At 65.5% G+C, this 17,811-nt stretch carries 16 protein-coding genes; 7 read left to right on the top strand and 9 right to left on the bottom strand.

Translation table 11 applies throughout. From position 1 onward, the window contains the following. Nucleotides 1-161 precede the first annotated feature (161 nt). Together malQ and D4Q52_RS10700 are read left to right on the top strand one after the other, a co-directional pair. A complete protein-coding gene (gene malQ / locus D4Q52_RS10705; protein WP_119856538.1) occupies nt 162-2,135 on the top strand; it encodes a 4-alpha-glucanotransferase in 1,974 nt (657 codons plus the stop codon). Next, complete coding sequence (locus tag D4Q52_RS10700) at nt 2,125-3,930, top strand: glycoside hydrolase family 15 protein (protein WP_119856619.1); 1,806 nt, start codon at nt 2,125-2,127, stop codon at nt 3,928-3,930. The genes malQ and D4Q52_RS10700 overlap by 11 nt, the downstream gene beginning before the upstream one ends. A 177-nt stretch (nt 3,931-4,107) precedes the next feature. On the opposite strand, the gene D4Q52_RS10695 is transcribed toward D4Q52_RS10700, so the two are convergent. The 8 genes from D4Q52_RS10695 to D4Q52_RS10660 all read right to left on the bottom strand — a co-directional run bounded on the left by D4Q52_RS10695 (nt 4,108) and on the right by D4Q52_RS10660 (nt 13,212). After that, complete coding sequence (locus D4Q52_RS10695; protein ID WP_119856537.1) at nt 4,108-4,920, bottom strand: HAD family hydrolase; 813 nt, start codon at nt 4,918-4,920, stop codon at nt 4,108-4,110. Nucleotides 4,921-4,925: 5 nt separating this feature from the next. Then, nucleotides 4,926-5,432, bottom strand: coding sequence for a gluconokinase (locus D4Q52_RS10690; RefSeq protein WP_182915286.1), 507 nt, complete (start codon nt 5,430-5,432; stop codon nt 4,926-4,928). 25 nt (nt 5,433-5,457) lie between these two features. Next, on the bottom strand, nt 5,458-6,201 hold the full coding sequence (gene pgl, locus D4Q52_RS10685; protein WP_119856535.1) for a 6-phosphogluconolactonase: 744 nt from the start codon (nt 6,199-6,201) through the stop codon (nt 5,458-5,460). Then, entirely contained in the window at nt 6,201-7,712 is a 1,512-nt protein-coding gene (gene zwf, locus D4Q52_RS10680; protein WP_119856534.1) for a glucose-6-phosphate dehydrogenase, read from the bottom strand. Before zwf ends, pgl begins: the two co-directional genes overlap by 1 nt. Then, nucleotides 7,709-8,749, bottom strand: coding sequence for a phosphogluconate dehydrogenase (NAD(+)-dependent, decarboxylating) (gene gnd / locus D4Q52_RS10675; protein ID WP_119856533.1), 1,041 nt, complete (start codon nt 8,747-8,749; stop codon nt 7,709-7,711). Before gnd ends, zwf begins: the two co-directional genes overlap by 4 nt. A gap of 201 nt (nt 8,750-8,950) precedes the next feature. Next, on the bottom strand, nt 8,951-11,803 hold the full coding sequence (locus D4Q52_RS10670) for a bifunctional transaldolase/phosoglucose isomerase (protein WP_119856532.1): 2,853 nt from the start codon (nt 11,801-11,803) through the stop codon (nt 8,951-8,953). 230 nt (nt 11,804-12,033) lie between these two features. Next, entirely contained in the window at nt 12,034-12,702 is a 669-nt protein-coding gene (locus D4Q52_RS10665; RefSeq protein WP_119856531.1) for a DUF4286 family protein, read from the bottom strand. 21 nt (nt 12,703-12,723) lie between these two features. Beyond that, the gene (locus tag D4Q52_RS10660; protein ID WP_119856530.1) at nt 12,724-13,212 is read right to left on the bottom strand and encodes a winged helix-turn-helix transcriptional regulator; all 489 of its coding nucleotides are present in this window, start codon (nt 13,210-13,212) and stop codon (nt 12,724-12,726) included. A gap of 97 nt (nt 13,213-13,309) precedes the next feature. On the opposite strand from D4Q52_RS10660, the gene D4Q52_RS10655 reads away from it, so the two are divergent. Beyond that, nucleotides 13,310-14,083 (top strand): SDR family NAD(P)-dependent oxidoreductase, encoded by a 774-nt coding sequence (locus D4Q52_RS10655; protein WP_119856529.1) that lies wholly within the window; start codon nt 13,310-13,312, stop codon nt 14,081-14,083. Nucleotides 14,084-14,086: 3 nt separating this feature from the next. Here D4Q52_RS10655 and pip read toward each other — a convergent pair whose 3' ends face one another. Further along, nucleotides 14,087-15,079 carry a prolyl aminopeptidase gene (gene pip, locus D4Q52_RS10650; protein ID WP_119856528.1) on the bottom strand — a complete coding sequence of 331 codons (993 nt, stop codon included), beginning with the start codon at nt 15,077-15,079 and terminating at the stop codon, nt 14,087-14,089. Between the two features lie 136 nt (nt 15,080-15,215). Here pip and D4Q52_RS10645 point away from each other — a divergent pair, with 136 nt between their 5' ends. From D4Q52_RS10645 to D4Q52_RS10630, 4 genes are all read left to right on the top strand, one after another. After that, nucleotides 15,216-15,473, top strand: coding sequence for a DUF6894 family protein (locus D4Q52_RS10645; protein ID WP_119856527.1), 258 nt, complete (start codon nt 15,216-15,218; stop codon nt 15,471-15,473). A 69-nt stretch (nt 15,474-15,542) separates the two neighbouring features. Beyond that, on the top strand, nt 15,543-16,940 hold the full coding sequence (locus tag D4Q52_RS10640; protein WP_119856526.1) for an amidase family protein: 1,398 nt from the start codon (nt 15,543-15,545) through the stop codon (nt 16,938-16,940). A 19-nt stretch (nt 16,941-16,959) separates the two neighbouring features. After that, nucleotides 16,960-17,436 carry a glutathione peroxidase gene (locus D4Q52_RS10635; RefSeq protein ID WP_119856525.1) on the top strand — a complete coding sequence of 159 codons (477 nt, stop codon included), beginning with the start codon at nt 16,960-16,962 and terminating at the stop codon, nt 17,434-17,436. Then, complete coding sequence (locus D4Q52_RS10630) at nt 17,433-17,690, top strand: DUF3297 family protein (protein ID WP_119856524.1); 258 nt, start codon at nt 17,433-17,435, stop codon at nt 17,688-17,690. The genes D4Q52_RS10635 and D4Q52_RS10630 overlap by 4 nt, the downstream gene beginning before the upstream one ends. The last annotated feature ends 121 nt before the right edge of the window (nt 17,691-17,811 follow it).

The following is a 17,811-nucleotide window of genomic DNA, read 5'->3' as shown; positions in this document are numbered from 1 at the left end:
CCATCCCCTGGAAACGATCAACGGGCCGTCGTCCGGTTACAAAGCTTCTGGAACGCCAAGGTTCCGGGAACCGACCCTACGCAATCGCGTTGCAGACGACTATCCTGTTCCCAATGACGGATTCGCGGCGCTCCCCGTGCTGCCTTGAGACAGCGTGCCTGATGGATTTGTTTACCAAAGCGGCTGAGCTCGGCATCCAGACCGAGTTTTTCGATGGTCAGGGGCAGCGCCACGTCACCCCCCCGGCGGCGCTCCAGATCATTCTCGACGCCATGCCGGCGCGGGCCTCACATAAGCTTCTGGACCACGCCGCCGTGCTGCGCCAAGGCGACGGCGCGCGGCCGCTGCTCGGCGCCGGCGTTTCCGGCCCGGTTGCATGGGAAATTGTCGCAGGCGCCAACACGCTGGCGTCCGGCACGGCGCTTGATGGCAAGGTCGATCTGCCTGCAGACTTGGCGGCAGGCGATTACCGCCTACGGCTTGCCGACGCCGACGGCCGAACCGAGACGGCGCCGCTGCTGGTGTCGCCGGCTGCGGCCTATCGCGGCAGCTTCGAGCGATCGTGGATCGTTGCCGCGCAGCTGTATGGGCTGCGCTCGGCCCGCAACTGGGGAATCGGCGACTTCACCGATCTGGCGCGGCTGATCGAGATCGCCGCGGGCTTGGGCGCGGGCGGCGTCGGACTAAATCCGCTGCATGCGCTGTTCGACGACCGGCCGGGCGACTGCAGTCCCTATTCGCCGAACAGTCGGTTGTTCTTGAATCCGCTCTATGTCGACGTCGAAGCTCTTCCCGAGTTCAGCCACGACCAGCTGCCTGGGGCGGAGCAGGCGGCGGCGCTGCTGCGCGATGCCGAGCTGATCGATTACCACGCCGTCGCCGACCTGAAATGGCGCGCGCTGCGCGTCGCCTATGAGGCCTTCCGCGCGGCGCCCGGTTCGCCGCGCCGCGCGGCGTTCGACGCCTTTCGCCGCGAGCGCGCTCCGCTGCTGACGCGGTTCGCCTGTTTCGAGGCGCTGCGCCACAAGTTCGGCAAGCCGTGGTGGGAATGGCCGGCGGAGTGGCGGCATCCCGACAATGCGCGCTGTGCGGAGCTGCGCGCCAGCGCTGACGGCGCCGACATCGAGTTCGTCGAGTATGTGCAATGGTGCGCGGACGATCAGCTGCGCGCCTGCCACGATCTGGCGGCATCGCGCGGCATGGACGTCGGCCTGTATCTCGACGTCGCGGTCGGCGTGCAGAGCGACGGCTTCGACGCCTGGAACGAGCAGGTTGCGATTTCGCGGCATCTGTCGGTCGGCGCGCCGCCGGATCAGCTCAACTCGGCGGGGCAGAATTGGGGCCTGGCCGGCTTCAATGCGGCGGGGCTGGAGCTGACCGGCTTTACACCGTTCCGCGACATGCTCCGCGCGTCGATGCGCTACGCCGGCGCGATCCGGCTCGATCATGTGCTCGGGCTCAACCGGCTCTACTTGGTGCCGCACGGCTACGCCGCCAACAGCGGCGTCTATGTGACCATGCCGTTCGACGCGCTGCTGGCGGTCACGGCGCAGGAAAGCGTCGCCCATCGCTGCGTGGTGATCGGCGAGGATCTCGGCACCGTGCCGGAAGGCTTCCGCGAGCGTCTCGCCGACTGGGGCATCTGGTCGTATCGCGTGATGATGTTCGAACGTGATTATCATCAGGGCTGGTTCTACGGCATCGACCATTACCTGCCCGAGGCGCTGGTGACCTTCAACACCCACGATCTCGCCACCTATTCGGGTTGGCGCAGCTTCGCCGATCTGCAGTTCAAGCGCTCGATCGGCGTCGATCCGGGCGAGAGCGACGACGCGCGGCGGCATGCGCTGCACATGCTGGGAGACGTGCTGCGGCAGCAGGGCATTCAGCACGAGGATATCTATGCGGTGCTGACCTTCCTGTCGCGCACGCCGTCGCGGCTGCTGGCGATCTCGCTGGAAGATCTGCTCGGCGTGATCGACCAGCCCAACGTACCGGGCACGGTGTACGAGCATCCGAACTGGCGCCGCCGCCTGCCGACGGCGCTCGACGAGATCGTTTCCATGATCAACAGGCAGGCGTTGGTCGCCGCAACCTCGGAGCGCCGACCCAAGGTGAATGCCGTTGCCGGGTAGGATCGAAGACTACGCCCTGATCGGCGATTGCGAAACCGCCGCTCTGGTCGGGCGTGACGGCTCGATGGATTGGCTGTGCTGGCCGTATTTCGATTCCGACGCCTGCTTCGCCTCGCTGCTCGGCGACGATCGCAATGGCCACTGGCAGATCAGTCCGAAGCACACCATCACCAGCACGTCGCGGCGTTACCGCGGCGACAGCCTGATCCTCGAGACGCGGTTCGAAACCGAAAGCGGCGTCGTCACGCTGACCGACTTCATGCCGCCGCGCGGCAAGGCGTCGGATGTAGTCCGGCTGGTGCGCGGCGAGAGCGGCCGCGTCGAGATGCGGATGCACATGGTGCTGCGCTTTGGCTTCGGCGTGAACATCCCGTGGGTCAAGCGCGGCGAAGGTCCGCAGGAGCTGCTCGCGATCTGCGGCCCCGACATGGCCGTGCTGCGGTCGCCGATCCTGACCCACGGCGAGGCGATGACCACGGTCGCGGATTTCTCGGTCGGAGAAGGCGAGACCATCCCGTTCGTGATGAGCTACGGGCCGTCGCATCTGCCCGTGCCGAAACCGATCGACGCGTTCGATGCGCTGCGCGACACCGAAGCGTTCTGGGCCGAATGGGCCGGGCATTGCACCTATCAGGGCGAGCACCGCGATCTGGTGATGCGCTCGCTGATCACCCTGAAAGGTTTGATCTTCCAGCCGAGCGGCGGCATCGTCGCGGCGCCGACCACGTCGCTGCCGGAGAAGCTCGGCGGCGCGCGCAATTGGGACTACCGGTTCTGTTGGCTGCGCGACGCGACCTTTACGTTGTTCGCGTTGATGAACAACGGCTACACCGCGGAAGCGTCGGACTGGCATCGCTGGCTGATGCGTGCCGCAGCCGGCGCACCCGCCGAAATGCAGATCATGTACTCGATCTACGGCAATCGCCGCCTGCTGGAGTGGCAGGCCGATTGGCTGCCGGGCTACGAGGGCGCGCAGCCGGTGCGGATCGGCAACGCCGCCCACGGCCAGCTGCAGCTCGACGTCTATGGCGAGCTGATCGACGCATTTCACCAATGGCGCGTCGCCGGGCTCGAACTCGACGGCGACACCTGGTCGATGGAACGCGCCGTGATCGAGCATCTGGCCGAGATCTGGGACCAACCCGACAGCGGCATCTGGGAGCGCCGCGGCGCCGGAAAACACTACGTGTTCTCCAAGGTGATGTGCTGGGTTGCGTTCGACCGCGGCATCAAAAGCTCCGAAAAATTCGGGCTGAAGGCGCCGGTGGAGAAGTGGCGTGCGCTGCGTGACGAGATCCACCGCGACGTTTGCGCCAACGGGTTCGATGACGAGCAGAATGCGTTCGTGGAGCATTACGGATCGAAGATGCTCGACGCCAGCGTGCTGCTGCTGCCGGCGGTCGGCTTTTTGCCACCGCAGGATCCGCGCGTGCTCGGCACCATTGCGGCGATCGAAAAGCGTCTGATGCACCGCGGCTTCGTCCTGCGCCACGATCCGCGCGAGACGCCCGACGAGCCGCTGCCGGTCGAAGGCGCGTTTCTCGCCTGCAGCCTGTGGCTCGCCGATGCCTATGTGCTGACCGGCGAACTCGACAAGGCCAAAGAGCTGTTCGAGCGCGTGGTGAGCGTCGCCAACGATGTCGGCTTGCTGGCCGAAGAATACGATCCGGACGCAGGCCGCCAGACCGGCAACTTCCCGCAGGCCCTCACCCACATCGCGCTGATCGTCACCGCCGACAACCTCTGCACCGCGATGAGCGAGACCGGCAAGCCGGCAATGCAACGCTCGCGGTGATGCGGCTCCACGACGCTGCAACAATTCGGTCGTCGTCCTGGCAGCCTCCCCGCGTCATGCCCGGCCTCGTGCCGGGCATCCACGCCTTGCTGACGGAAATGCGGGAAAGGCGTGGATGGCCGGGACAAGCCCGGCCATGACGAAGTTTGTGAGCAAACTAAGCGAAGTCGACCAGCTCTAACTTTCCGCATTGCGCCCGAGGATGAAATCGATCGCGGCGGCGAAGCCGTCGTCCTCGTTGCTCTTGGTGACGTGAGCAGCGTGTCGCTTGACGCTGTCCGACGCGTTGCCCATCGCGATCGGCAGGCCGCTGACCTTGAACATCGGCAGATCGTTCTGCATGTCGCCGAGGGTCGCGATAGCCTCTGTCGGAATGTTGAGCCGCTTCGACATCGCCTGCACGAAAGTGCCCTTGTTCTGGCCCGGCGGCGTGACGTCGAGATAGTAATCCTGCGAGCGGACGGCGAGGGCGCTGTCGCCGAGTTCGCCCTGGAGTTCGGTTTCGCAACGTTCGAGCAGCGGGAAGTCCGCGCTGGCGCCGACGATCTTGCACGCCTTCTGCAGCAATGGGGTGAAATCGTCGATCTGCGTCGGATCGAATTGAATGGTGCGCTGCTCGTGCGGCACGTATTTGCCGTCGTCGCGGCGGATGTACCAGTTGTCGTTGCTGAACAGCCAGATATCGACGCCGCGGCGCTCGAGTAGCGCGATGCTCCTGGCGGCCGCGTCGGCGGGAATGAGATGCTGCTCGATTACTGCAAGCGACGGATCGACGATCGAACTGCCGTTGAACGGCCCCATCGGCAGGTCGATGCGGAGCGGCTCGCTGAACATCCGCATCCCGACCGGCGGCCGGCTGCTGGTCAGCGTGAAGCCGATGCCGGCGTCTTGCAGCTTCGCCACCGCGGCGCGAGCGCCGTCGGTGAGGCGCTTGTCGGAGGTGACGAGGGTGCCGTCGACGTCGGAAACGACCAGGCGGATGCGGGACATGTCGATTACTCCGCGACGTCTCGGGGCGCTGCAGCAACGGGGAGTTGAGCAACGATACCGTCGACGATCTGTTCAATCGTGTTGTCGATGCCGACCACGATCGGCTGCTCGTCCGCGCCCGGAGGCTCCAGCGTGGCGAATTGGCTGTCGAGCAAACCAGGCGGCATGAAGTGATGATGGCGCGCCGCGATGCGGGCGGCGATCGTCTCCCGGCTGCCGTCCAGATAAACGATGCGGGTATCGGCGCGGCCGTGCACCAGGACGTCGCGATAGCTGCGCTTCAGAGCCGAGCAGCCGAACACGACCCGGCCTCCGCCATCCGCAACCTTGTCGATTTCGGCCGCAATGGCGCGCAGCCATGGCCAGCGATCGTCGTCGTTGAGCGGATGTCCGGCGCTCATCTTCGCGACGTTGGCGGGGGGATGGAAGTCGTCGGCGTCTTCGTAGCTCCAGCCGAGCCGTTCGGCGAGCGCTTTGCCGACCGACGTCTTGCCGGAGCCCGACACGCCCATCACGATCAGGGCCCGCGGGGCTTCGTCAGCGGTCACGCAGGCTCTCCGGCAGCGCGTCCTCGCTGATCAGCCAGACGGTTTCGCCGTTCGACCGCGCCCGGCCGGCCGGCAAATCTTCGCCGGCGAAAATCCGCTCGACGATGCCACGCTTGGCGGCGCCGTGCACAAGAAACAGCATCTCGGTGCAGGAGGCGAGCGCCGGGAAGGTGAGGGTGACGCGCGGCACGAATGGCTCGACATGCGCCTTGTCGACGCCGGCGACCCAGCGGTCACGGATCACGAGCTGCGGCCAGCCGGGAAACAGCGAGGCGGTGTGGCCATCCGGGCCGACGCCGCCGAGCACGAGATCGAACAACGGCCGCGCGGGATCCAGCGTCGTGGCCCCGTAGAACTCCTGCAGCTCCCGCTCGTATTGCCGCGCGACCTCGTCCGGATCGGCGCCGTTGCTGGCAGGGATGGCGTGGACATTTGCGGAAGGCGCGCGGCCGTCGAGGAGCACGCGCTTTACGGTCCCCATATTGCTGAGCGGATCGTCGAACGACACCACGCGCTCGTCGCTGATGAACCAATGGACGTGCGCCCACGGAATCCGGTCTTCGAATTCGGCCGCCAGCAGTGCGAACATCCGCTGCGGACCGGAGCCGCCGGTGAGGCAGATCGCCGGGCGATCGTGGTGCAGGGCGATGCGCGCGATCAAGCGCTGCGCCGCGAGCCGCGCCAAGGCTTCGGCATCGGCAGCAACGACGATTTGGCGATCTCCGACTTGCACTACTTCGGCTCCCGCCAGCTACGGCCGTCGCGTTTCAGGAGAGCGTCGGCCGCTTCAGGGCCATGGCTGCCGGCCGGATAGGGTTCCAGCCCTTCGGCGCCCGCCTTCTGCCAGGCATCGAGGAACGGCTGCACCGCCTGCCACCCGGCCTCGACGCCGTCGGCGCGCTGGAACAGGATGTTGTCGCCGATCATGCAATCGTGCAGCAGCGTCTCGTAGCCGTTGCTCGGCGCGACCTTGAAGTAATCCTTGTAGCGGAACGTCATTTCGACGCCGTCGATTGCGATCGTCGGGCCGGGAATTTTGGTGTTGAACTGCAGCGCGATGCCTTCGACCGGCTCGATGCCGATGACCAGAAAGTTCTGCGACAGTTCCTCGACCGGCGTGCAGCGGAACATCGCAAACGGCGCCTGCTTGAACTTGATCGCGACCTCGGTGCGCTTGGCGCCGAGCGCCTTGCCGGTGCGCAGGTAGAACGGCACGCCGGCCCACCGCCAATTGTCGATGGTCAGTTTCAGCGCCACGTAGGTTTCGGTCGTGCTGGCGGGATCGACGTCCTTGACCGCACGATAGTCACCGATCTCGATGTCGTCGACCTTGCCGGCGGTGTACTGCCCGCGCACCGAATTGCGCAGCGCTTCTTCTTCGCTCTGCGGCTGAATCGCGGCGAGCACTTCTGCCTTCGCTGAGCGGACGGAATGCGCATTGAAGTGCGACGGCGGCTCCATCGCCACCAGCGACAACAACTGGAACAGGTGGTTCGGCACCATGTCGCGCAGCGCGCCGGTCTTGTCGTAGAAGCTGCCGCGATGCTCGACGCCGAGCTTTTCATTGACCGTGATCTGGACGTGGTCGATATGCTCGCGATTCCAGATCGGCTCGAACATGCCATTGGAGAAGCGCAGCACCAGGATGTTCTGCACCGTCTCCTTGCCGAGATAGTGATCGATCCGGTACAGCGAGTGTTCGCTGACGATGCTGAGCAGATGATCGTTCAGGGCCTTGGCGGAGGCGAGGTCGGTGCCGAACGGCTTCTCGACCACCAGCCGCCGCCAGGCGCCGCGTTCTTCCTTCAGAAGGCCGGTGCGGCCGAGTTCGGTGGAGATGGGCGCGAACGCATCGGGCGGCGTCGCCAGATAGAACAGGCGATTGCCGCCGGTGTTACGATTGGCTTCGAGCTTTTCCAGTCGCTCGCGCAGCCTGTCGAAGGAGGCCGGATCGGACGGATCGGCGCTCACCGCCGTGACGCAATACAGCAGCTTTTCGGCGATATCGTCCTTGACCGGGCGCGTCGCGAATTTCTTCAGGCCCTCCAGCAGGCTGGCGCGCAAATCCTCGCTCGACATCTCCTTGCGGGTGATGCCCACGACGCAGAATTTCTCCGGAAGCAGATTGGCCTCCGCGAGATTGTACAGAGCCGGGATCACCAGACGATGGGTCAGATCGCCGGTGACGCCGAAGATGACGAAGGCGCAGCCGTCCGGGATCTGCGCGTTGGGCTGGCTGGTCACACGTTCTCCGATTTCGGTTTCATCTTCTGTTGCGGGGCAGCCTGATGAGCAGCGTCGGGGTGCTGTTGCGGCTCCTTATGGCCGCCGAAGCCCGCGCGCATCGCCGAAAGAATACGCTCGGAGAAGGTGTGTTCCTTGCGGGAGCGGAAGCGGGCGAACAGTGCTGAGGTCAGCACCTCGGCCGGCACGGCCTCGTCGATCGCGGCGTTGATGGTCCAGCGGCCTTCGCCGGAATCCTCGACGAAGCCGGAATAACTATCCAGCTCTGCATTGCGCGCCAGCGCCGAGGCGGTGAGGTCGAGCAGCCAGGACGGGATCACGCTGCCGCGGCGCCAGACTTCGGCGATGTCGGCGATATCCAGATCGAAGCGATGCTCGCTCGGCAGCGCGTCGATATTGGCGTTCTTGAGAATGTCGAAGCCTTCGGCATAGGCCTGCATCAGGCCGTATTCGATGCCGTTATGGACCATCTTGACGAAGTGGCCGGCGCCGACCGGGCCGGCGTGGATGTAGCCCTGTTCGACCCGCGGATCGCGGTTCTCGCGTCCGGGCGTGCGCGTAATATCACCAATGCCCGGCGCCAGCGTCGCGAAGATCGGATCAAGGCGATCGACGACCTTTTTGTCGCCGCCGATCATCATGCAGTAGCCGCGCTCGAAGCCCCAGATGCCGCCGGAGGTGCCGACGTCCACATAGGCGATCGATTTTTCGCGCAGCGTTTTGGCGCGGCGGATGTCGTCCTGCCAGAAGGTGTTGCCGCCATCGATGATGACGTCGTCGGGGCTGAGCAGCTTGCCGAGCTGATCGATCGTCGTTTCGGTGATGTGGCCGGCCGGTAGCATCACCCACACCGTGCGCGGCGCGTCGAGCTTGCCGACGAGATCCTCGAGGCTGCCGGCGCCGGTTGCGCCGTCCTCGACCAGCGCTTCGACCGCAGCAGGATCCCGGTCATACACCACGCCGTGGTGGCCATCCTTCAGGAGACGGCGAACGATGTTGCCGCCCATGCGTCCGAGGCCGACCATGCCGAGCTGCATGCCGAGATCTCCAGCTATGTGTCCGGCCACGCTTGATTGCGCAGCCTCGTTGTCGATTTTCAGGAGTTGCCATCATTGCGAGGAGCACCCGGATCGGCGCTTCGCGCCGTCCGAGTACAGGCTCCGCGACGAAGCAATCCAGCTCAGTGTGCCTGTGCTTTGGATTGCTTCGCTGCGCTCGCAATGACGACGCCTCTTCCGTTAGTTCAGCGCCGCGCGAACCGCGGCGTCGAGAGCTTTCAGTCCGTCTTCGAGATCGCCCTTGACGTGAACCCGCAGGGCGCGGCGGCCGCGTTCGGTCAGCACGTCGAAATCGCCGCGCGCTTGTGCCGCCTTGATCACGCCGAAGCTGGCTTTCTGGCCGGGCACCGGCAGGTCCTGCGCGTCGTCCGCGGTGATCTGCAGAAACACGCCGCTGTCCGGCCCGCCCTTGTAGGCTTGCCCTGTGGAATGCAGGAAGCGCGGGCCGAATTCGGCGCAGGTCGCGACGTGGCGACGATCGCGAATCGCGAGCCGCATGCCCTGCAGCGCGTCGATATGCGCGGCATTGCGTTCGATGTAAGCGAGCAGGGCGACATAGTCGCCGGGCTTGGCACGCGACAGATGTGCCTTGATCCAGGAATCCAGCGTGCCGTCTGCACCGGCCTGGCGCAACGCGGCGGCGTTCGACTCGCTGGTGTAGAGATCGACATCGGCCGTCGACATCGCCGGTTTCTCCTCCGGCAATGCGCCGGATTGCTCGAACGCCGCGGTGAGTTCGCGGGTCTTGATCTTGGCAGACTCGACGTCGGGTTGATTGAACGGATTGATCCCCAGGATCGCGCCCGCCACCGCAGTGGCGAGTTCGAAGCGGAAGAACTCCTGGCCGATGTGGTCCGGCGACTTCAGCACGATCCGCACCACCGGATGTCCGGCGTCTTCCAACGCCTTCAACTTGGCGTCATGCGCCGCGTCGTCTTCGCCCTTGACGCGCAGATCGATGAACAGCCGGTCGTTGCCGTAGGACGCAGGCTCGGCCAGCGGCTCGCCGTCGATCGGGATCAGACCCTTGCCGTCCTTTCCGGTCGACTCGGCGATCAGCTGCTCGGCCCAGGCGCCGAAATCGGCGATCGATTTGGACGAACTGATCGTGATCTTGTCGCGCCCGGCGAGACCGGCGCAGCCCATGGCGAGTCCGAGCTGAACGCCCGGGTTGTCGCTCGGCGGCACGTCCGGGCCGCAGGACCGCACCATGCTCAGCGTCAGGTCGAGCAGCTTGCCGAGATCGAGCCCGGCGGCTGCGGCCGGCACCATGCCGAACGGGGAGAGCACCGAGTATCGCCCGCCGATTGTCGGATCGCCGTGAAAGATGCGGGCGAACTTCTGCTCGGTCGCGACCTTCTCCATCGACGAACCAGGATCGGTCACGGCGACGAAGTGCTGGCCGGCCTTGTCGGCGCCGACGGTCTCACCGACGCGCGACAGGAAGTACTCCTTCATCACGTTCGGCTCGGTGGTGCCGCCGGATTTCGACGAGACGATGAACAGCGTGGTGCCGAGCGTGACGCTGGCCTCCAGCGCGCGCACCTGCGCCGGATCGGTCGAGTCGAGCACGTGCAGCTTGGGGAAGCCGCTTTGTTGCCGGAAGGTCTGCGCCAGCACTTCCGGCCCGAGGCTGGAGCCGCCCATGCCGAGCACGACCGCATCGGTGAAATTGCGTGCCTTCACCCATTTGGCAAAGTCGGCGTAGTCGGCCAGCTTGGCCTTCTCGGCCTTGGCGCTGTTCAGCCAGCCAAGCCATTTGTCCTCGTCGGTGCCGGTCCACACCGATTTGTCTTCGGCCCACAGCAGCCGGATGGTGCCGTCCTTGCGCCACGTGTCGGCTTTCGCCTGATAGGTCTTCTCCAGCTCGCCCGGGAGCGCGAGCGTCTGCGTGCCGACTTCGCCGGCCAGCACCGTGTTGCGCTTGAATGCGACCGCACCAAGCAGCTTGTCGAAGGAATCGGCGAACAGCTGCAGGCCTTCGGTGACCAGCGTCTCGGTGATCTCCTTGAGCGAGATGCCGGCGTTCTCCAGATCCTTCAGAACCCGCACCGCATCGTCGACGTCCTCTTCAAGACTGTCGCGCGGCTTGCCGTGATCGCGGAAGGCATCGAGCGTCGCCGGCGGCACGGTGTTGACGGTGTTCGGGCCGATCAGCTCTTCGATATAGAGGACGTCGCTGTACGCCTGGTTCTTGGTGCCGGTCGAAGCCCACAGCAGCCGTTGCGGCTTCGCCCCGCAGACTTCGAGCTTGGCCCAGCGATCGCCGGAAAACAGTTGCTTGTAGTCTTGGTACGCCATCTTGGCGTTGGCGATGGCGACCTTGCCCTTGAGTTTCTCGAGCCGCGCCTTTTCTTCCGGATCGTTGGCCTGGGCGATCTTCTCGTCGATCTGTTTGTCGACCGCGCTGTCGATGCGGCTGACAAAGAAGCTGGCGACGCTTCCCACCTTCGCCGGGTCGCCGCCATTCGCGATCAGCGTTTCCAGCCCCGACAGATAGGCTTCCGCGACCTGACGATAGACGTGTTGCGCGAACAGCAGCGTGATGTTGACGCTGATGCCCTTGGAGATGAGATGCTTGATGGCGGCGAGGCCTTGCCGGGTCGCCGGCACCTTGACCATCAGGTTTTCGCGCTTGACCGTCTCCCACAGCCGTTCGGCTTCGACGATCGTCGCTTTGGTGTCGAGCGCCAGATAGGGCGACACTTCCAGGCTGACGAAACCGTCGCGGCCTTCCAGCCGGTCATAAGTCGGGCGCAGCACATCCGCTGCGTGTTGAATGTCTTCAACAGCGAGCGCCTCGTACAATTCGCCGACCGAACGATCACCCTGCTTCAGGGCGGCGCCGATCGCGCCATCATATTCGTCCGACGAGCCGATCGCCTTCTCGAAGATCGAAGGGTTGGAGGTCACACCCTTCACACCGTCATCATCGATCAGTTTTTTCAGATCGCCTTTGGCGATGAAGCCGCGGGCCAGGAAGTCCAGCCAGATCGACTGGCCGTGTTTTTCGAGCGCTTTGACGGGATTCATATGTGTGTCTGTCATTCGGTGCGAGGGGGCCTCGCCTGCATTTCCGTCCGGGAGCGGAAACTTGTCAACACGTCGATCTCACCGGTCGCGGGCGGACATGGCAGAGCCTGATTGACGCGCAAGCCTCCAAAGGGTTCCGGATCTGGACCTATCGCAATGCTGTGATGACCCGATGAACGACGCTTCGAAGCGGTTGCCTTCGAAACGGGCAATGGGTCCGCAGTTCGCGTTCAGGACGCGGCAAGGTCGGACTTAGTCAAATCCCACAACAGCTTATAGACACCGGCCGATATCAGCTGCGTCCCGACGGTGCTTTCGAACCGTTCGCTGAAAGCTGCCTTGACCGGTGCAACGTCGGTGCCTTCGATCACCACGAACCAGTCCGACGCGCCGGGGCTGGTCACGCCCGGCGGATCGGTGAGCGGCCGCGACAGGGTGGGATCGCTTTCGAGCAGGTGAATCGAAATCAGCCCGACGCATGATGTGGGATCGAACTGAGCGGCGATGTCTTGGCGCAGTGCCGCTTGCTCGCCGGTGCGCGGGCGAATGCGGACCAGACCGAGCACGGCGCCGCGTCCCTGGCCTTGGCTCGCCGTGATCCGTGCGACGCCGCGGATCATGTTCTTGAACTTGGCGATGTTGCGGTTGGACCACTCGGTCTGATTGGCGAGCGCCGCCCGATAGGCGGGACTACTCAGCACGTCGAAGCTTTGCGTCGAATACAACGCCAGATATTTCGGCGCCGCGTCGACCGCGACGTAGCGGCGCGCTTCGACAAACCCCTCGATGGCGACGCGCTCGGCGAGATGTTCGCGGTCGTACCATTGATTGAAATCGGCCTCGTCGTCGGGATCGATGTCCATCGACGTCAGCAACATTCCCTTGGCGGCGAGCGGCATCCGGCGATCCTTGTGCTGCGTTCAATGCGACGACAGGCGCGCGCCTGTCTTCTTCGTCTTTCGTACCGATCGCGGCTGCAATGTGGTGTCGCCGGGGGCGAGCAACCGGCCATCCTCGGCGTGGAGTTCGAGCTTTCGCACCGGGCGGCCGCCGTCGCGATCCACCAGCACCGTAGCGATTTCGTCCGGATGGGCGTCGAACTCTTCGCTCCACTGCCGCAGCGCGACCAGGATGGGGAAGGCGCCGCGTCCTTTGGGGGTCAGCCGATAGGCGTGATACGCGCTGCCGTCCGATGCCGGAACGATCTCCAGAATGCCGTGCTCGACGAGCGCGCGTAGCCGGCTGGCGAGGATATTCTTCGCCATTCCAAGCCGAGCCTGGAATTCGCTGAACCGCCGAACGCCCAGCAGGGCCTCCCGGATGATGAGCAGCGACCAGCCGTCGCCGAACGCATCCAGGGCGCGGGCCACCGGGCAGGGGTCGTGCTCAAAACTCGTCCGCTTCACCATCGTCGCCACCTGCCGATCACGCGCTTGTGTGGTTGCAATATAAAACTACTGCGGTACATCGCAATTAGTTTCATCATGCAACTAGAGAGAAGCGACCATGAGGCTGGCGGGCAAGACGGCACTGATCACGGGCGGCAATAGCGGCATCGGGCTGGCGACGGCGAAGCTGTTCGTCGCCGAAGGCGCTAAGGTGACGATCACCGGGCGCGATGCCGGGCGACTGAAGGCCGCTGCGGGCGAGCTGGGAAACGCGGCGCTCGCGGTCGAGGCGGACGTCAACGATGTGGCCGCGCTGGAGCGCGCTGCGGCACAGGCGGCGGAGAAATTCGGCAAGCTCGACATCGTGTTCGCCAATGCCGGCATCCCGGGTTCGACGCCGCTCGGCGCAACCACGCCCGACGCGTTCGAACAGGTGATCCGCACCAATCTGACCGCACCGTTTTTCACCGTGCAGGCGGCGCTGCCGCACCTCAACGACGGCGCCTCGATCATCCTCAATGGTTCGGTGATTTCGGTGCTCGGCAATCCCGGCTACGCGGCCTATGCGGCCAGCAAAGCCGGGCTGCGCGGCATGGCGCGGGTGATGGCGTCCGAACTGTCGCCGCGTAACATCCGCGTCAACGTCGTTGCGCCGGGGGCCGCTCGCACGCCGATCTGGAAGGGCGCCGCGCCGACCGATGCGGCGATGGCCGTGCTCGAGGGCCGCATTGCCGCCGCGACGCCGCTCGGCCGCATCGCCGAGCCGGAGCATATCGCCAGGACGGTGCTGTTTCTTGCCTCCGACGATGCCGCGCATATTCAAGGCGTCGAGATCTTCGTCGACGGCGGCGCCACCGGTCTGCCGGCAGGCGCGCCGATCTATCGCGGCTGAGGATCAGCGCGCGCGTTCGCTGCGATCGGCGACGTCGTTGATCGCAGCGATCACCGCATCACGAATGCCCGGGTCGTACAGCAAATGGCCGGCGGCATCGATGGTGCGGACCTCGCTGCCCGGCCACGCCGCGCTCAGCCGATGCGCTGTCGCGGGTGGGCACAGCAGATCGTAGCGGCCCTGCACGATGATGCCGGGAATTCCGGCGAGTTTGGCCGCCTCCGTCATCAATTGATCCGGCCTCATGAAGCAGTCGTGCACGAAATAGTGCGCCTCCATGCAGGGAGTCGTGGGAAGCGGCCTTGTATCACCGGCTTTCAACGGCTCGAGCCGCGTCCGCTTCGGTGCGATCTGCGACAGGATCGCCTCGGTCTCGCCCCAGCCGCGCACTGCGGGAGCGTGTATCACCGGATCGGGATCGAGAATGCGCCGCCAATATGCATCGAGCGGTGTCGCACGTTCATGCGCGGGAAGTCGCGCCAGGAAGTCGGCGTGAAGCTCGGGATAGAAGGTCGGCAGAGCCTCGAGAAAGGCGGCCTCCAGTTCAGCGCGGGTACCGAGAAACGTCGCCCGCAGCACGATGCCGCTGACGCGGTCCGGATGCGCCTGCGCATAGGCAAGCGCCAGCGTCGCGCCCCATGAGCCGCCGACCACCAGCCAGCGCTCGATGCCGAGCGTCGTCCTGATCGTTTCCATGTCGGCGATCAGATGCGGCAACGTGTTCGCCTCGCGGCCGCCCTTGGGCCGGCTGCGGCCGGCGCCGCGTTGATCGAACAAGATCGCGTGAAAGCGTCGCGCGTCAAACAGGCGGCGATGATCGGGCTGGCAGCCACTGCCGGGGCCACCATGCAGATACGCCGCCGCAACACCGTCGGGATTGCCACTGGTTTCGACGTACACCTCGTGGCCGTCGCCAACGTCGAGCATCCGCGACGTCAGCGGCGCCGCGGGGGTGGTGGTGGCGGGGCGGAGCTCGCGTTCTGCTTCGGGGGCCATTGGGTCTGGTTACAGCCAAATGCGGCGGAACGCGAGCTCGGCAAGGCACTCGCGCGGGCAGGCGCCATGCGGCGGACAGGGTTGCGGATCGCCGTCCGCGCCCTCACTTTCCACCAAAGCACGTACGGAAGGTTGGATGCCAAAGTATTATTTCAATACCAGGATCGGCGCGGAGCTGATCCCAGATCCCGAAGGCGAAATTCTCCGGGACGCAGATCACGCCTGGGAAGTGGCGCGCGCCACCATTCGCGAGATCGTCAAGACCGAGGCTGCGCAGGTCGATCTGATCCGCGCCAGTCTCGAGGTGACGGACGAGCACGGCGAGGTCGTGCTCGATTTTCCCTTCAGCGAAGCCTTGATCGACATGCCGGCGATCCCCCGGAACCGGCACTGACGCGGCCCGATTTGGCGGTGGCGCAGGGCCGATGCCCGCGTTATCACGTCAGTGTCGATCGGGGGTAATATGCAAGACATCTGGCGACTGTCCGCTACCGAACTGGCCGCGCTGATCAGCGCCCGCAAGCTCTCCGCCCGCGAAGCGACCCAGGCGGCGCTGGATCGGCTCGATGCCGTCAACCCTGCCATCAATGCGGTGATCGATCATCGTCCTGCGGAGGCGCTGGCGCGGGCCGATGTCGTCGATGCGGCGCTGACGCGCGGCGATGAGGTCGGGCCGCTCGCCGGCGTGCCGGTCACCGTCAAGGTTAATGTCGATCAGCAAGGCTTCGCCACCACCAACGGCGTCACGCTGCAGCGCGACCTGATCGCGGCTTCGAACAATCCGGTGGTCGACAATCTGCTGAAGGCCGGCGCGGTGATTGTCGGCCGCACCAACACTCCGGCGTTTTCCTTCCGCTGGTTCACGGCCAACAAGCTGCACGGCGAGACCCTCAACCCGCGCGACCCGTCGATCACGCCCGGCGGATCATCCGGCGGCGCAGGCGCCGCGCTGGCCGCCGGCATCGGCCATCTCGCCCACGGCACCGACATCGCCGGCTCGGTGCGCTATCCGGCCTATGCCTGCGGCGTGCATGGGCTGCGGCCGACGCTCGGCCGCATCGCCGCCTTTAACGCCTCGTCACCGGAGCGTGCGATCTGCCCGCAGATCAGCGCGGTATCCGGGCCCCTGGCGCGGACCATCGCCGATCTGCGGCTCGCGCTCGCGGCATTGTCGCAGCCCGATGCGCGCGATCCATGGTGGGTGCCGGCGCCCCTGCAGGGCCCGCCCCGCGACAAGCGCGCGGCGCTGTGCGTCGCGCCGGACGATCTCGCGGTGGTGCCGGAGGTTCGCGACGCGGTGCTGGATGCCGGGCGGCGGCTCGAAGCGGCTGGCTGGACGGTTGAATTGATTGAGACTACGCCGCCGCTGCGCGAAGCCGCCGAGCTGCAGGCGCAGTTCTGGCTCGGCGACGGCTACCGGGCGATGCTCGACGCCGCAGAGCGCGAAGGCGACGAGGGCGCGCTCGCCTGCCTCAATGGCAACCAAACCCGCGAGATCACCGACGCGGCAACGCTGTCGCGCCTGCTGGTCCGCCGTGCGACGCTGACCCGCGACTGGGAGATGTTCTTCCAGCGCTACGCGGTGCTGCTGATGCCGGTGTCGGGCGAACTACCGTTCCCACAGCGGTTGGATTTGAAGGACGAGTCTTCCTTCAAGCGAGTCTGGGCCGCGCAGATGCCGCAAGTCGGCATTCCGTTCGTCGGGCTGCCCGGACTGACAGTGTCGACCGGTCTGGTCGGGCGCGTCCCGGTCGGCGTGCAGCTCGTGGCCGGGCGTTATCGCGAGGATCTGTGCCTGCTCGCCGGCGAGGCGATCGAAGCAGGCGGCACGCCGCCGTCGCCGATCGATCCGGTGCAGTAAGCGCGAAGGGCGAGCGGCGATGACCTCGATCTATGACTTCTCTGCGAAGACGCTGGGCGGCGAGGATATTTCGCTGAAGCAGTTCGAGGGGCAGGTGCTGCTGATCGTCAACACCGCCAGCGCCTGCGGCTTCACCCCGCAATACAAGGGGCTGGAGGCGCTGCAGCAGCGCTACGGCGGACGCGGCTTTTCTGTGCTGGGCTTTCCCTGCAATCAGTTCGGCGCGCAGGAGCCGGGCGACGATGCTGAGATCGCGCAGTTCTGCTCGCGCAACTACGGCGTCAGCTTTCCGATGTTCGCCAAGATCGACGTCAACGGCGCGCAGGCGCATCCGCTGTACACTTTCCTGAAGGGTGAGAAGGGCGGCCTGCTCGGCGCCGGCATCAAGTGGAATTTCACCAAATTTCTGGTCGACCGAAGCGGCCATGTGGTATCGCGTCACGCGCCGACGACCACGCCGGAGTCGCTCGGCAAAGACATCGAGACGTTGCTATGACCGATCCGACTGAGAACATCGAACTGCCCGACCGCCTCTCGGTCGAGGAATCCAGCCCGTACTACAATGAAGCCGTGCTGGCGCTCGACGTCGGCATCCGCTTCAAGGGCCAGGAAAAGACCAACGTCATCGAATACTGCGTCAGCGAGGGCTGGATCCGCGTCGCCGCCGGCAACGCCAAGGACCGCTTCGGCAATCAGCTCGCCATCAAGGTCCACGGTCCGGTCGAGCCCTTCGTTCGGCCGCGAAGCTGAGAGCGTCGGGCGCCCAGCTCGGACCATCGCCGGTACGGGCCGCGCCGATGACGACGCAATGACGATTTCGGTCTGTTTTGACCGAAAAGATGCGGCATTTTCGCAACGATCGGGCGGGCGG

The sequence above is a fragment of the Rhodopseudomonas palustris genome (assembly GCF_003591005.1).
Taxonomy (GTDB): domain Bacteria; phylum Pseudomonadota; class Alphaproteobacteria; order Rhizobiales; family Xanthobacteraceae; genus Rhodopseudomonas; species Rhodopseudomonas palustris_K.
This window is presented reverse-complemented; position numbering and strand designations above follow the sequence as displayed.

Excerpts from the sequence above, each read along its gene's own strand:
- pip (WP_119856528.1), bottom strand. The coding sequence starts at position 15,079 with ATGGCCCCCGAAGCAGAACGCGAGCTCCGCCCCGCCACCACCACCCCC.
- D4Q52_RS10655 (WP_119856529.1), top strand. The coding sequence starts at position 13,310 with ATGAGGCTGGCGGGCAAGACGGCACTGATCACGGGCGGCAATAGCGGC.
- D4Q52_RS10660 (WP_119856530.1), bottom strand. The coding sequence starts at position 13,212 with ATGGTGAAGCGGACGAGTTTTGAGCACGACCCCTGCCCGGTGGCCCGC.
- D4Q52_RS10665 (WP_119856531.1), bottom strand. The coding sequence starts at position 12,702 with ATGCCGCTCGCCGCCAAGGGAATGTTGCTGACGTCGATGGACATCGAT.
- D4Q52_RS10695 (WP_119856537.1), bottom strand. The coding sequence starts at position 4,920 with ATGTCCCGCATCCGCCTGGTCGTTTCCGACGTCGACGGCACCCTCGTC.
- D4Q52_RS10630 (WP_119856524.1), top strand. The coding sequence starts at position 17,433 with ATGACCGATCCGACTGAGAACATCGAACTGCCCGACCGCCTCTCGGTC.
- D4Q52_RS10635 (WP_119856525.1), top strand. The coding sequence starts at position 16,960 with ATGACCTCGATCTATGACTTCTCTGCGAAGACGCTGGGCGGCGAGGAT.
- gnd (WP_119856533.1), bottom strand. The coding sequence starts at position 8,749 with ATGCAGCTCGGCATGGTCGGCCTCGGACGCATGGGCGGCAACATCGTT.
- D4Q52_RS10690 (WP_182915286.1), bottom strand. The coding sequence starts at position 5,432 with ATGGGCGTGTCGGGCTCCGGCAAGACGTCGGTCGGCAAAGCGCTCGCC.
- D4Q52_RS10670 (WP_119856532.1), bottom strand. The coding sequence starts at position 11,803 with ATGAATCCCGTCAAAGCGCTCGAAAAACACGGCCAGTCGATCTGGCTG.
- D4Q52_RS10640 (WP_119856526.1), top strand. The coding sequence starts at position 15,543 with ATGCAAGACATCTGGCGACTGTCCGCTACCGAACTGGCCGCGCTGATC.
- D4Q52_RS10645 (WP_119856527.1), top strand. The coding sequence starts at position 15,216 with ATGCCAAAGTATTATTTCAATACCAGGATCGGCGCGGAGCTGATCCCA.
- malQ (WP_119856538.1), top strand. The coding sequence starts at position 162 with ATGGATTTGTTTACCAAAGCGGCTGAGCTCGGCATCCAGACCGAGTTT.